This is a genomic window from Chitinophaga sedimenti (genome assembly GCF_023156195.1).
Classification (GTDB): domain Bacteria; phylum Bacteroidota; class Bacteroidia; order Chitinophagales; family Chitinophagaceae; genus Chitinophaga; species Chitinophaga sedimenti.
Genome location: NZ_JAKUKA010000001.1, coordinates 3,331,316 through 3,344,186 on the forward strand (window position 1 = coordinate 3,331,316; position 12,871 = coordinate 3,344,186).

Genomic DNA, 12,871 nt, shown 5'->3' on the forward strand with positions numbered 1-12,871 from the left:
ACATGCTTTATGTAATGCTGCCTGCTCACGCAGAGAAGTATTACATGTGATTTATTGATGCTAAAAAACAGGCACACAGATGAAAAATTTCATGCTCCTGGCACTGCTGTTCATCACAGCCGCGGCACAGGCACAGGTAACCGTCACCGGTACTGTTACCAACAAATCTACCGGCCGCCCCATCGAAGGCGCGTCCGTAACCATTCTCTCCAACGGATCCCTGACCAGTAGCAATGGCTCTTTCCGTATCACCTTGCGCGAACCGGGCAACTATACTATCCAGGCCAGCTACCTCGGCTTCAGCACCTATAAGGCTTCCATCAGCCTCAGCGCGGGACAAAACTCCGCCGACATCGCCCTGGAAGAAACGGGCCTGTTCGTGACTCCCGTTGAGATCAGCAGTCTCCGCGCCAGGTCTACCGCACCTTTCACGAAATCTTCGCTCAACGCGGAGGATATCAAAAAGCAAAACCTGGGACAGGATTTACCGATCCTGCTGAACCAGTTACCCGGCGTAGTAACCAACTCCGACGCCGGCGCTGGCATCGGTTACACCAACTTCCGCGTACGCGGATCGGATGTAACCCGCGTTAATATCACCGTGAACGGCATTCCGATCAATGACGCTGAATCACAGGGCACCTTTTTCGTGAATATGCCCGACTTCGCATCTTCTGTAAACAGCATCCAGATGCAGCGCGGTGTGGGCACCTCCACGAATGGCGCAGGCGCGTTCGGCGCTACGCTGAACCTCAGCACCAACACATTCAACGAAAAAGCATATGCTGAAGTAGATAACAGCTTCGGTTCCTTTAACAGCTGGAAACACACCGTGAAAGCCGGCACCGGGCTGCTGAACGAGCACTTCACCGTAGACGCCCGTCTTTCCAAAATCACCTCTGATGGTTATATCGACAGGGCATCGTCCGACCTGCAATCTTTTTATACTTCGGCCGCTTACATTGCGAAGAAAACCGCGATCCGCCTGAATGTTTTCGGGGTAAGGAAAAAACCTACCAGGCATGGAACGGTATTGACTCTGCTACCCTGGCCAACAACCGTACCTACAACTCCAGCGGTACCGAAAAGCCCGGCACTCCGTACGATAACGAAACCGATAATTATCAGCAAACACACTACCAGTTGTTTCTGAATCAGTCCATTAACAGCAACCTGAATTTTAACGTTGCAGCACATCTTACACGCGGTAAAGGCTACTATGAGATTTACGTGGCAGATGATCCCTACGCGAATTTTGGCCTGCCCAATCCGGACGTAAACACTACTGAAACCGACATGGTTCGCCAGCTGTGGCTCGACAACTACTTTTATGGCGGCGTATTCTCCATCAATCACACCATGAAAAAATTCAACTGGAGCCTTGGCGGCGGCTGGAATAAATACGACGGCAAACACTATGGTAAAATCATCTGGGCAGAAAACGGCGGCATCGACAAAGACTATAAATGGTATGATCTCGACGCCACCAAAACCGATGTAAACGTTTACTGGAAAGGAGAATACTCCCCTATTGAGAAGCTGAGCATCTTTGCAGATATGCAGTATCGCCATGTAGGTTACGACCTCAATGGCTTCCGTAAAAATCCGACGGTAAGGCAGGATAATAAATACGATTTCTTTAACCCGAAAGTGGGTGTTACTTACCATGTCGACAATCGGCAGTATGCTTACGCTTCATTCGCTATCGGTAATAAGGAGCCCAACCGCGATGATTTTGAGGCAGGCGTAGGACAAACACCCAAACACGAAACGCTCCGCAACCTGGAAGCCGGCTATGTGTATACCGGTCAGCGTGCCGCAGTGCAGGCGAATGTGTATTACATGAACTACAAAAACCAGCTGGTACTGACCGGTAAGGTAAATGATGTAGGCGCCTACACGCGCACCAACATCCCGGAAAGCTATCGTTTAGGGCTGGAACTGCAGGGCAGCGTGAAACTTGGCAACTACGTGGATGTAGCCGCCAACATTGCACTGAGCCGCAACAGGATCAAAAACTTCTCTGAGTATATTGATGATTATGATAACGGCGGACAGAAGATCGAGTCACATGGCGAAACGGACATCTCCTTCTCCCCTGGCGTAACTGCGGGCTACACCTTTACTGTAAAACCTGTTAAAGGTCTTAATATTGACCTGTTAGGCAAATATGTAAGCCGCCAGTACCTCGACAATACATCGAACAAAAACCGCAGCCTGGACGGCTATTACACGCAAGATGTACGCCTCAACTACACGGTTCCGCAAAACCTGCTGAAAGAACTGGGATTACAGTTGATGCTGAACAACGTGTTTAACAAAATGTATGTTCCCAACGGTTATACGTTCAGCTATATTGCAGGCGGACAACTCACTACCGAAAATTATTACCTGCCCATGGCCGGCTTTAATATCATGGGGGTGTACACATCAGTTTCTAACCATACAGTCTTATAAAAACTACACGGCCGTCCCAACAAGGACGGCCTCTTTTATTTTAATTAGCCGGTGGAAAATTATACGGCATCCATGTTTTCAGATCACCTACCTGTCCGGCAGCATAGCCGCTTGCCGGGATCCCCCACTTCATAAAAAACGGTACGAGGTTACGTTTGGCCGCCTTTGAGAAGTTGATCACGAACATATCACGTTTCTCCGGCTGTGTCATGTCTCTCAATTCCGGCGAGGCCAATGCTGCTTCGTGATAGCTACGGAAAAACGCTTTAAATGTTTCCCAGCCAAACGCTTCCTGCAGCTGGCGGAACATAATTAACCCCAGGAAAGGTTCCTGTACCCAGTCTTCGTAACGCGCACCGTTGTCATAGTATCGCTTTGTCAGCCGCATAGTCGCTTCATTAGAAACGCCTTCATGCGCACCATCGCGGCCGCCCATCAGGCGGTCGAACATGTACAGCGAAAAGAAATTACAACTTACTTCGGTAGTGCCATCGAATACAAGATCGTAGTTCTGCATATTGTGCCCCAGCTCATGAAAGAAACCCCAGTTGGCGCCCCCTTTACTTGGCGTGAGCAACTTTCTCGGATCGGCAATTACATCGGCGCTGATCATGCGTTGCGAAGGAGAGTGATGGATCATGATCGGGTAACCGCTGTGCATCGCGCCGGCACACATATGTTCGTCGAGCACCAGCCGCTGTGCGCGGTAAAATGGTTGCGGCAGTTGCGCCAGTTCCATTTCGCCCTGGATGATGGTTTCCCACAATTTCATGACGGCGATGGGATCTTTGATTTGCTGCATCACGCTATCCGGAATGGTGATGATAAGATTGGGAGAAGCCAGTTCTCCCCAGGGCGCTTTATTATCGCGGAGCATGGCCTGCCAATGTTCGGTCGTGGTTTCGCCGAGTTTGAACCAGGGCGCGGCAATTGCACCGCTGATCTTCACCGGGCTGGTAAACGCTTTTGCATCCCGTGCAGCAAGTATATACACCAGCCCCCGAACGGAGAAGCGATTTTCAATTCCTTCCCTTTGATGTGCTGCATCTTCGTGATCGCCGGCATGCGTCGCCAGTCCTCGTTTTCAGCACCCCATTGGTATAATTCGTCGGTGTGCGCACCGATGCAAACGGCCAATGCACGGTTTTGCAAAGAGTCAGGCAACGTAATGATAACTTCCGCACCCGGCGCGGCATACAGACCGGTGCTATACATCGTCGGTAACCCCGGATTAGAGAATAGCAATCGATCAGCAATAGGCTGCAACTGACTGCTAATCGGTTCATGCTTTATCCAAACAGTGGTAGTAACGGGCTTCGCGCCGGCTTTTACATCTCCAGGGAAAATACGCGCGGAAGGATGCGCCTTGATTTGTTTGTTTTGCTGGCTGCCCTGTTGCGCCTTACTCCAAGCAATAACCTGTTTCCGGATCGTGGTGTCCTTTGCCAGCAAAGGTTTTTCCGGCGTAACGACAAGGGTTTCCGGGGACTGCGCCCGAAGCGAAATAACCGCTAATAATAACGGCAAGGTCAACATAAATTTAGATGGCATAGTAAAGTATTGATAAAGTAATATAGCACATAAATACGCAAACAAAAAAGACCGCCCATGTACGGAGCGGTCTTTTTAACATTTTAGTATAAACCTAAGCCAGCAAGGCCTCCACGGCTTTATTCACTTTATCGAAATTAAAATCTGCCAGTACTTTATCCATCATGCCTTTGATCTGCGCAGTACACAAGTTACCGATGCTGCCTTCGTGTGTATGATTCACTTTAGTACCGGTGGTAAAAGATCCGTTTTCGATATCGAGTCCCACTTTTTTATAGGCCTCACGGAACGGCAAACCTTCCAGTACCAGGTTATTCACGACTTCCACACTAAAAAGATATTTATACTTTTCATCCTGCAGGATGTTTTCTTTTACCTTGATGTTTTCGATCATGAGCTTTGCCATACGGATGCAGGACGTAAGCGTACCGAATGCCGGGAACAGGCTTTCTTTTAACAGCTGTAAATCACGGTGGTAGCCGGATGGCAGGTTTACCGTCATCATAGCCACTTCGTTCGGCAGCGCCTGTAGTTTGTTGCAATGCGAGCGGATCAGCTCCCAAACGTCCGGGTTCTTTTTATGCGGCATAATGCTCGACCCCGTCGTCAGCTCGTCCGGGAAGCCAATAAAACCGAAGTTCTGGTTCATGAACATACAGGCATCCATCGCCATTTTCGACAATGTAGCTGCGATACCGGATAAGGCGAATGCCACGATCTTTTCGGTTTTACCGCGGCCCATCTGTGCGTACACCACATTGTAATTGAGGTCCTCGAAACCCAGCAACTGCGTGGTCATGGTACGGTTCAGCGGGAACGAAGAACCATACCCTGCTGCGGAACCAAGCGGGTTTTTATTCACCGTTTTATAAGCGCCCTGCAACACCGTCAGGTCATCGACCAGGCTTTCTGCATAAGCACCGAACCAGAGGCCGAAAGAAGAAGGCATCGCGATTTGCAGATGCGTATAACCCGGCAGCAGGTGGTCTTTATACGCCTCACTCTGTTGCTGTAATAAATCGAAGAGCGACTTCACTTCTGCCACCAGCACTTCCAGTTCATGGCGCAGGAACAACTTCAGGTCTACCAAAACCTGGTCGTTCCGCGAGCGGCCGCTGTGTATCTTTTTACCAACTTCACCCAGCCTGCGGGTAAGCAGCAATTCTACCTGGGAGTGAATATCTTCTACCCCTTCTTCCAGTTTAAAATCGCCGCTGGTTATTTCTTTGTAGATGTTTTTCAGTTCCTGCTGCAATACCGTCAGCTCGTCTCTCTCCAGCAAATTGATGGATTGCAGCATGGCGATATGCGCCAGTGAACCCAGCACGTCGAAGGGGGCCAGGTAGGTGTCCATTTCTGGTCTTTTCCTACCGTGAACTGCTCCACCGCAGCCAGGGCGGCTTTATCTTTTGCCATAATTTCATATCGCTCGTATTACGATGAACGCTTACGCATTCACCTTCGTCAGTAATGTAATGTAAGTATCAATACCCTGGCGGATTTCGTCAAGGTATATAAATTCGTCCGCCGTGTGCGAACGGGCGCTGTCACCCGGACCAATCTTGATAGAAGTCCCCGGGATCAATGCCTGGTCGGATGTGGTGGGCGAACCGTACGGCTTTTTACCCATGCTTAAACCTGCCTGTACAAACGGATGCTCCATCGGGATAAACGATGGGCGCATACGCATGGAGCGCGGCTTTACATCGCATTGTACGTTTTGCCGGATCGTTTCCAGTATCTCTTCAAGCGTATATTTATCGGTGGCGCGTACGTCTACGACAAATGAACAATCGGCCGGCACTACGTTATGTGCTTTATTAGACGTCTGAATCACGGTTACGCTCATTTTCACGGGTCCCAGCGTTTCAGACACTTCCGGGAAGCGGTAATCACGGAACCAGGCAATATCCTTCATCGCTTTATACAGCGCGTTCTCTCCCTCTTCGCGTGCAGCGTGACCAGCTTTACCATGCGCCGTGCAATCCAGCACCATCAACCCTTTCTCGGCCACGGCCATATCGGTGAGCGTGGGCTCTCCTACGATCGCAAAATCTACCGGCGGCAGATCTTTCAGGATGCTTTCAATGCCGTTCACGCCACTGATCTCCTCTTCCGCCGTAGCGGCCAGTACAATATTGTAGCGTAAATCTGTTGCCTCATAAAAATGACAGAAAGCTGCAATCAGGCTCACGAGGCAGCCGCCGGCATCGTTACTGCCGAGGCCAAACAATTTACCGTCCACGATATCCGGCGAAAACGGATCGCGGGTATACTGTGGATTGGGTTTAACTGTATCGTGATGAGAATTGAGCAGGATCGTGGGTTTGGCGGGATCGAAGTGTTTATTGCGCGCCCAAACGTTATTGAGGTGTTGTTGATACGTAACGCCCCTGTCTTGCAAAAATTGACCGATAGCAGCTGCTGTCCCCTGTTCCTCACGACTGATCGAAGGAATGGAAATCAGCTGTTGTAAAAGTCGTACTGCGTCGTCATAGCGTTGTTGGTCCCACATAATCAGCGTATTAATGTACCGGCTACGGCCCCGGAGGTATTTGGCAGCACATCGTTGGCATGTCCGATCAGCACTTCATTCACCCCGCTTTCGATGGCTGAGAAAGCATTTTCCAGCTTTGGCAAAATACCGTCGGATAATACTCCGTCCGCCAGCAATTGTTTGTATATGTCACGGTCAATCAGGTTGATGACCGCGTTATCGTCGTTTGCATCGCGCAATACGCCACGTTTCTCGAAGCAATAGATCAGCCGCACCGTGTAGTGCGCCGATAAAGCGATGGCCAGCGAAGAAGCGATCGTATCCGCATTGGTATTTAAGATCTGCGCGTGACTGTCGTGCGTCAGCGGCGCGAACACCGGCGTTAAGCCGGCTTCCAACATAGCTTTCAGCGGAGCAACGTTCAACAACGAAGCATCCACATCTCCCACAAAGCCATAATCGATCGTTTTAACCGGGCGCTTTACCGCGGGAATAATATTGGCATCCGCGCCGGTTAAACCGATGGCGTTGCATTGCAGCGATTGTAATTTAGCCACGACCTGTTTGTTCACCAAACCGCCGTACACCATGGTCACCACGTCTATCGTATCTGCATCGGTAATCCTGCGGCCATCTACGTATTTGCTTTCGATGCCCAGTTTATCACCGATACGGGTTGCAATTTTCCCTCCACCGTGAATCAGCACCTTGTGCCCTTTCACCTGCGCAAAATCGGCGAGGAACCTGTCCAGCAGCGCGGGATTATCAATTACGTTGCCACCAACTTTAATTACATACAATGCTTCCGCCATGAATCTTATTTTCCGTTTTTCAGGATTTCACTTAATACCGCCTGTGCTGCCCAAACACGGTTACCCGCTTCAGGAATCACAATCGAGTTGGGACCATCCAGCACTTCATCCGCGATTACGACATTACGGCGTACGGGCAGGCAGTGCATGATCTTCGCTTCATTCGTGTTTTTCAGGCGCTCGTTGGTCACCATCCGGGAAGGATCGGAGTTGATGATCTTTCCATATTCTTTGTAGGATGACCAGTTCTTCACATACACGAAATCCGCACCCTCCATGGCCTTCTCCTGGTTGTACTCGATTTTCGCGTTACCGCTGAATTTCGGGTCCAGTTCATAACCTTCGGGATGAGTAATAGTAAAATCCACTTCTCCCCAGGCGTTCATCCACTGTGCAAAAGAGTTGGGAACAGCCTGTGGCAGCGCTTTAACGTGCGGTGCCCGGTCATTACCACCTTTGGTCTGCGGGGCTGCGTCCAGCGTTCTCTGATGGTGATCACATCGGTAAGGCTCTGCAAAGGATGCAGGGTAGCGCTTTCCAGGCTCACCACCGGAACACCGGCGTATTTAATGAACTGGTTGATATATTTTTCGGAATAGTCTTCCTCTTTGTCTTTCAGCCCGGGAAACGTACGGATCGCCATGATGTCGAAGTACTGCCCCATTACCGCTGCGGCCTCTTTCACGTGCTCCGAAGTGCTGCCATTCATGATCGCACCATCGTTCATTTCCAGCTGCCAGCCTTCTTTATCGATATTGAACACCACTACCTCCATGCCCGGGTTCCGCGCGGCGACCTGTGTGCTGAGACGGGTACGTAAACTGGGATTCAGGAAAATCATTCCCAGTGTTTTATTTTCACCTAAACCTTTATCCTTATGCGGATTCTTTTTGTAATCCAGGGCGATGTCCACTAACCGCGGGACACACGGAACATCTGCAGTTGAAATGAACTGTTTCATGCTGATTTCAATGTTAAGACCTTTCGGCCTGCGCGTTTGATAATTAAGCTAATTCTTGTTTCAATGCTGACAAAAACTGGTCGGCATGTTCCTGTGTAAGCGCCAGTGAAGGCAGCAGCCTGATAACATTAGGCTTTGCTTCCCCGGTAAATATTTTATGTTTCGCCAGCAGGTTTTTCCGCACGTGGCTCAGCTCTTCCGGCAAATCAATGCCGATCATCAATCCCCTGCCCCTTACTTCTTTAATTTTCGGGAGTGATTTTAATTCATTGATGAGGTAGTTGCCGATCTTCTCCGCGTTCGCGATCAGGTTATCTTGTTCGATCACTTCCAGCACGGCCAGTGCAGCCGCACAAGCAAGGTGATTACCACCGAAAGTGGTGCCCAGCAGGCCATACGATGCCGGAACTTAGGCGCGATGCTGATGCCGCCGATCGGGAAACCATTACCCATACCTTTTGCCATGGTGTAAATATCTGCGCTCACACCGGCCCAGTCGTGGGAATAGAATTTACCGCTCCTGCCGTAACCGCACTGCACGGAATCCGCGATGAATACCGCGTTGTTCGCATCACACAGCGTCCTTATCTTCTTGAGAAAGCTATCGCTGGCCACGTTAATGCCACCTACGCCCTGAATGCCTTCGATAATTACCGACGACACTTCATACTGCTGAAAAGCCTGTTCCAGCGCGGCTTCGTCTTCCCATGGAAGAAATACCACGTTATCGGTTTCGTTCACCGGCGCCACGATCTTCGGATTGTCCGTAGCCGCCACTGCCAGTGATGTTCTGCCGTGAAACGCTTTTTTAAAAGCAATGATTTTTTTCCTTCCGTTATAAAAAGAAGCAAGTTTCAGTGCATTCTCGTTCGCCTCGGCGCCGGAGTTGCAAAGAAACAGTTGATAATCGGTTTTGCCCGATACTTTACCCAGCTTCTCCGCCAGTTCTACCTGTAAAGGAATCTTAACAGAGTTGGAATAGAAGCCTACTTTATGCAGCTGCTCCGTGAGCCTTTTCACATAGTGCGGATGGGTATGACCGATGGAAATTACAGCGTGACCGCCGTACATATCGAGGTACTGAGTGCCTTTATCGTCCCAAACATTGGAGCCGAGGGCTTTTTCTATTGTTATATCGTTGATCGGATAAACGTCGAACAGTTTCATTGTGCTTTGTGATTACCGGTTTGCACCGTGATTTAAAATACGATGGATTTCAGTTTCAATCCTGCGGTTTCCTCCAGTCCAAACATCAGGTTCATGTTCTGCACCGCCTGTCCGGACGCGCCTTTCAGGAGATTGTCCTCAATCGAATGGATCACCAGTTTGTTACCGGTTTTTTCCAGTTGAATGAGCACTTTGTTGGTGTTCACTACCTGTTTCAGATCGATCTGCTTTTCGCTTACGTGTGTGAACGCGGCGTCGGCATAGTAATCTTTATACAGTTTGATGGCATCTTCCAGGGAAAGGTCGCAGGAAAGATAAGAGGTGATCCAGATGCCGCGCGGATAGTCGCCGCGAACGGGCACGAAATTGATCTCCCCGCCAAATGCAGGCTGTATGGCCTGCAGTGTTCGTCGTATTTCTTTCAGGTGCTGGTGGTTCAGCACTTTATACGTTGATACGTTATTCGCTCTCCAGGTAAAGTGGCTGGTCGACTGTAAACTCTGACCCGCGCCTGTAGAGCCGGTAATGCCCGTGGTATGCACTTCGTTCAGCAAACCGGCCTGCGCCAGCGGCAGCAAACCTAACTGAATGGCAGTGGCAAAACAACCGGGGTTGGCAATGTTACCTGCCTGTTTAATAGCTTCCCTGTTGGCTTCCGGCAAACCATACACGAATTCCCTTCCCGCCACGCTTTCGCCTAAACGAAAGTCCTGGCTGAGGTCGATGATTTTCGTGGTGGCCGCGATCGGCGTAGCCTCCGGGAACTTTTTAGATTCTCCATGGCCGAGGCAGAGGAACAATACGTCCGCTTCCTGCATTTCGCCTGTGAAGGTAAGTTCAGTTTCGCCCAGCAAATCGGCGTGTACCGCGTACAGCGGGTTGCCGGCGTTACTGCGGCTATGCACAAAGCTCAGTTCCACGTTCGGGTGGTTCAGTAATAACCGGATTGTTTCCCCCGGTATACCCTGCACCGCCAATGATGCCGGCCTTAACTTTGTTATGTTGAGTCTGTTCTTTCATCTTTATAAAAAGGGAACCTGTATTCCGCTTATTTGCCACCTTCCAGTGATTCCTTCACCTGGTGCCAGATCATTGTTTGGTTACCGAATATTTTGGTGAAGCCCCTTACGTCTTCGCCACTCCAGCCCTGGTTCATTTCACCATACTTGCCGAATTTGCTGCTCATCAGGTCGTAATCGGATTTGATACCGGTTACCTGGAAGCGGTATGGCAGCAGGCTTACGTATACCTCGCCCGTTACATTCTCCTGGCTGTGGGTCAGGAACGCTTCGATGTCGCGCATTACCGGATCGAGGATCTGACCTTCGTGCATCCAGTTTCCGTAGAACTGCGACAACTGGTCTTTCCAGCTCAGCTGCCATTTGGTGAGTACATGTTTTTCCAAAGCATGGTGCGCTTTGATGATCACCATCGGCGCAGCAGCTTCAAAACCTACGCGGCCTTTAATACCAATGATGGTATCGCCTACGTGGATGTCGCGGCCAATCGCGAACGGACCGGCAAGTGTTTGCAGGTAGGTGATCGCGTCGGTCGGGTGATCGAATGTTTTATCATTGATGCCGGTAAGTTCGCCTTTATTGAAAATGAGTTTTACCTGCTCGGGATCGTTCTTTGTTAATTGTGTAGGCCACGCTGCTTCCGGCAAAAAGCCGTCTGAAGTCAGGGTTTCTTTACCACCTACGGAAGTACCCCAGATGCCTTTGTTGATAGAGTACATCGCCTTGTCAAAGTTCATCTGCACACCTTTGCTTTTCAGGTAGCTGATTTCTTCTTCGCGGCTCAGCTTCATATCACGGATCGGGGTAATAATTTCCACACCCGGGATCAGGATGTTGAAGATCATATCGAAACGCACCTGGTCGTTACCGGCGCCGGTAGACCCGTGTGCCACCGCATCTGCTTTCAGCTCGCGGGCATATTCACCGATGGCGATGGCCTGGCTCATACGCTCTGCGCTTACGCTCAGCGGGTAAGTATTGTTTTTAAGAATGTTACCATATACCAGGTAACGGATCACCTTGTCGTAGTAAGATTTAACAGCGTCAACTGCTTTGTGGGTTTTTACGCCCAGGCTGTAAGCGCGTTTCTCGATCTCCTGCAGCTCTTCTGCAGAAAAACCACCGGTGTTAACAATAACAGAGTGTACTTCATATCCTTTCTCTTCCGTAAGATATTTTACGCAGTATGAAGTGTCCAATCCACCGCTAAAACCCAGAACTACTTTTTTCATGGTGATCCTATGTATGTTGTTTAAAAAATGATTGCAAAAATAATTACCAGCTGAACAGGAAAAAGCGTTTTTACTTACGACAGCACCGCCTTCTTTGCGGAATTTCAGCAACACAAATCTTTTGTAGCGTAACCAGCGCTCGAACAGCTTAAAGTTGGTCTTAAAACTTCTTTTCCGGCGCTGCCCCGCTGTTTCCGTTCCGTTAAATTTCACCATGTCGCCCACTTCCGATTCCGCCAGCTTCGGCTGCTCCTTTTCCTTATCGGCAGGATCGTACAGCATGGCTGTACACAGGCAGTTCTTACGGTTTTTGGCAGTGAGAATATCAAAGTTGATACAGCTGCGGCAACCTTTCCAGAACTCCTCGTCGTCGGTAAGCTCCGAGTACGTTACCGGCTCATACCCCAGTTCGGAGTTGATCTTCATAACGGCCAGACCGGTAGTCAGACCAAATATTTTGGCATCGGGGTATTTCTCCCGCGACAATTCGAATATTCTTTTCTTGATTGATTTGGCCACACCGTGCCCCCTGAACGCAGGATTAACGATGAGACCGGAGTTGGCGACAAACTTTTCGTGGCCCCAGGCTTCGATATAACAAAACCCTGCCCATTCGCCGGCTGCGCTCAGCGCTATAACTGCCTTTCCCTCATCCATCTTCAGCTTGATATAGTCGGGGGAACGTTTGGCAATGCCAGTACCCCTGGCCTTCGCGGAAGATTCCATTTCGTCCGTGATGGTTGTGGCATATTCGTGATCGTCAGCTGTTGCAACCCTGACGATAATCTCCTGATTTTCCAATTTCTTCTGAATTGAAAACGTTAACGATAAATAAATAAACTTGAGTGGTGTCCATTACTGGATTTACTTCCCCTCCATCAAAGGAGCGACAGAAGGGGGATAGCCAAAACACAAATCGCGCCAGCTATCAAATGCGGGGTCTTCGGGCAAGATATCTAAATACATTGTTCCCAATAGTATACAAGCCTTCTGAGAGAGAAGGATGGAAAGGTGAGATCTTATGGGACTCAAAGTTTTTCAACTTCAGTTAAGCATTAAATTGTGATAAATCTTGTGGCCTTTAGTTTTAGAATACCCGCAAAGTTATAACAATAATTATTATAAGGCACATTTTTTTATGTTAAAAATTCAGCGCTCCGCCCGGGCCCACAGGG

The 12,871-nt window shown here is 49.6% G+C and carries 13 protein-coding genes; 2 read left to right on the forward strand and 11 right to left on the reverse strand.

Annotated elements, in window-relative coordinates; translation table 11 throughout:
- The first annotated feature begins 79 nt into the window (after positions 1 to 79).
- Complete coding sequence (locus MKQ70_RS18940; RefSeq protein ID WP_248073429.1) at positions 80 to 1,153, forward strand: TonB-dependent receptor; 1,074 nt, start codon at positions 80 to 82, stop codon at positions 1,151 to 1,153.
- Positions 1,048 to 2,457, forward strand: a complete 1,410-nt coding sequence (locus MKQ70_RS18945) for a TonB-dependent receptor (RefSeq protein WP_248081481.1) — start codon at positions 1,048 to 1,050, stop codon at positions 2,455 to 2,457. The genes MKQ70_RS18940 and MKQ70_RS18945 overlap by 106 nt, the downstream gene beginning before the upstream one ends.
- Before the next feature lie 40 nt (positions 2,458 to 2,497).
- Here MKQ70_RS18945 and MKQ70_RS18950 read toward each other — a convergent pair whose 3' ends face one another.
- The 11 genes from MKQ70_RS18950 to MKQ70_RS18995 all read right to left on the reverse strand — a co-directional run bounded on the left by MKQ70_RS18950 (position 2,498) and on the right by MKQ70_RS18995 (position 12,497).
- Positions 2,498 to 3,406 (reverse strand): M60 family metallopeptidase, encoded by a 909-nt coding sequence (locus MKQ70_RS18950; protein WP_248073430.1) that lies wholly within the window; start codon positions 3,404 to 3,406, stop codon positions 2,498 to 2,500.
- On the reverse strand, positions 3,403 to 3,984 hold the full coding sequence (locus tag MKQ70_RS18955; RefSeq protein WP_248073431.1) for a M60 family peptidase N-terminal accessory domain-containing protein: 582 nt from the start codon (positions 3,982 to 3,984) through the stop codon (positions 3,403 to 3,405). The genes MKQ70_RS18950 and MKQ70_RS18955 overlap by 4 nt, the downstream gene beginning before the upstream one ends.
- Before the next feature lie 118 nt (positions 3,985 to 4,102).
- A complete protein-coding gene (gene argH / locus MKQ70_RS18960; protein WP_248073433.1) occupies positions 4,103 to 5,362 on the reverse strand; it encodes an argininosuccinate lyase in 1,260 nt (419 codons plus the stop codon).
- Between the two features lie 93 nt (positions 5,363 to 5,455).
- Positions 5,456 to 6,523, reverse strand: coding sequence for a M20 family metallo-hydrolase (locus MKQ70_RS18965; protein WP_248073436.1), 1,068 nt, complete (start codon positions 6,521 to 6,523; stop codon positions 5,456 to 5,458).
- Positions 6,524 to 6,525: 2 nt separating this feature from the next.
- Complete coding sequence (gene argB / locus MKQ70_RS18970; protein WP_248073438.1) at positions 6,526 to 7,317, reverse strand: acetylglutamate kinase; 792 nt, start codon at positions 7,315 to 7,317, stop codon at positions 6,526 to 6,528.
- A gap of 5 nt (positions 7,318 to 7,322) precedes the next feature.
- Positions 7,323 to 7,703 (reverse strand): Rossmann-fold NAD(P)-binding domain-containing protein, encoded by a 381-nt coding sequence (locus tag MKQ70_RS18975; protein WP_248073441.1) that lies wholly within the window; start codon positions 7,701 to 7,703, stop codon positions 7,323 to 7,325.
- A complete protein-coding gene (locus tag MKQ70_RS18980) occupies positions 7,700 to 8,278 on the reverse strand; it encodes a Rossmann-fold NAD(P)-binding domain-containing protein (RefSeq protein ID WP_248073445.1) in 579 nt (192 codons plus the stop codon). Before MKQ70_RS18980 ends, MKQ70_RS18975 begins: the two co-directional genes overlap by 4 nt.
- 43 nt (positions 8,279 to 8,321) lie before the next feature.
- A complete protein-coding gene (locus MKQ70_RS38870) occupies positions 8,322 to 8,615 on the reverse strand; it encodes an aminotransferase class III-fold pyridoxal phosphate-dependent enzyme (RefSeq protein ID WP_308199077.1) in 294 nt (97 codons plus the stop codon).
- Positions 8,603 to 9,445 (reverse strand): aspartate aminotransferase family protein, encoded by an 843-nt coding sequence (locus MKQ70_RS18985; RefSeq protein WP_282456601.1) that lies wholly within the window; start codon positions 9,443 to 9,445, stop codon positions 8,603 to 8,605. The genes MKQ70_RS38870 and MKQ70_RS18985 overlap by 13 nt, the downstream gene beginning before the upstream one ends.
- A gap of 32 nt (positions 9,446 to 9,477) precedes the next feature.
- Positions 9,478 to 10,365, reverse strand: a complete 888-nt coding sequence (argC, locus tag MKQ70_RS18990; protein WP_248073446.1) for an N-acetyl-gamma-glutamyl-phosphate reductase — start codon at positions 10,363 to 10,365, stop codon at positions 9,478 to 9,480.
- 128 nt (positions 10,366 to 10,493) lie between these two features.
- Positions 10,494 to 12,497, reverse strand: coding sequence for an argininosuccinate synthase (locus tag MKQ70_RS18995; protein ID WP_248073448.1), 2,004 nt, complete (start codon positions 12,495 to 12,497; stop codon positions 10,494 to 10,496).
- Between the last annotated feature and the right edge of the window lie 374 nt (positions 12,498 to 12,871).

What these genes read in the sequence shown, in the direction of transcription:
- MKQ70_RS18980 (WP_248073445.1), bottom strand. Translation starts at nt 8,278, where the DNA reads ATGAAACAGTTCATTTCAACTGCAGATGTTCCGTGTGTCCCGCGGTTA.
- MKQ70_RS18965 (WP_248073436.1), bottom strand. Translation starts at nt 6,523, where the DNA reads ATGTGGGACCAACAACGCTATGACGACGCAGTACGACTTTTACAACAG.
- MKQ70_RS18975 (WP_248073441.1), bottom strand. Translation starts at nt 7,703, where the DNA reads ATGAACGCCTGGGGAGAAGTGGATTTTACTATTACTCATCCCGAAGGT.
- argB (WP_248073438.1), bottom strand. Translation starts at nt 7,317, where the DNA reads ATGGCGGAAGCATTGTATGTAATTAAAGTTGGTGGCAACGTAATTGAT.
- MKQ70_RS18940 (WP_248073429.1), top strand. Translation starts at nt 80, where the DNA reads ATGAAAAATTTCATGCTCCTGGCACTGCTGTTCATCACAGCCGCGGCA.
- argH (WP_248073433.1), bottom strand. Translation starts at nt 5,362, where the DNA reads ATGGACACCTACCTGGCCCCCTTCGACGTGCTGGGTTCACTGGCGCAT.
- MKQ70_RS18985 (WP_282456601.1), bottom strand. Translation starts at nt 9,445, where the DNA reads ATGAAACTGTTCGACGTTTATCCGATCAACGATATAACAATAGAAAAA.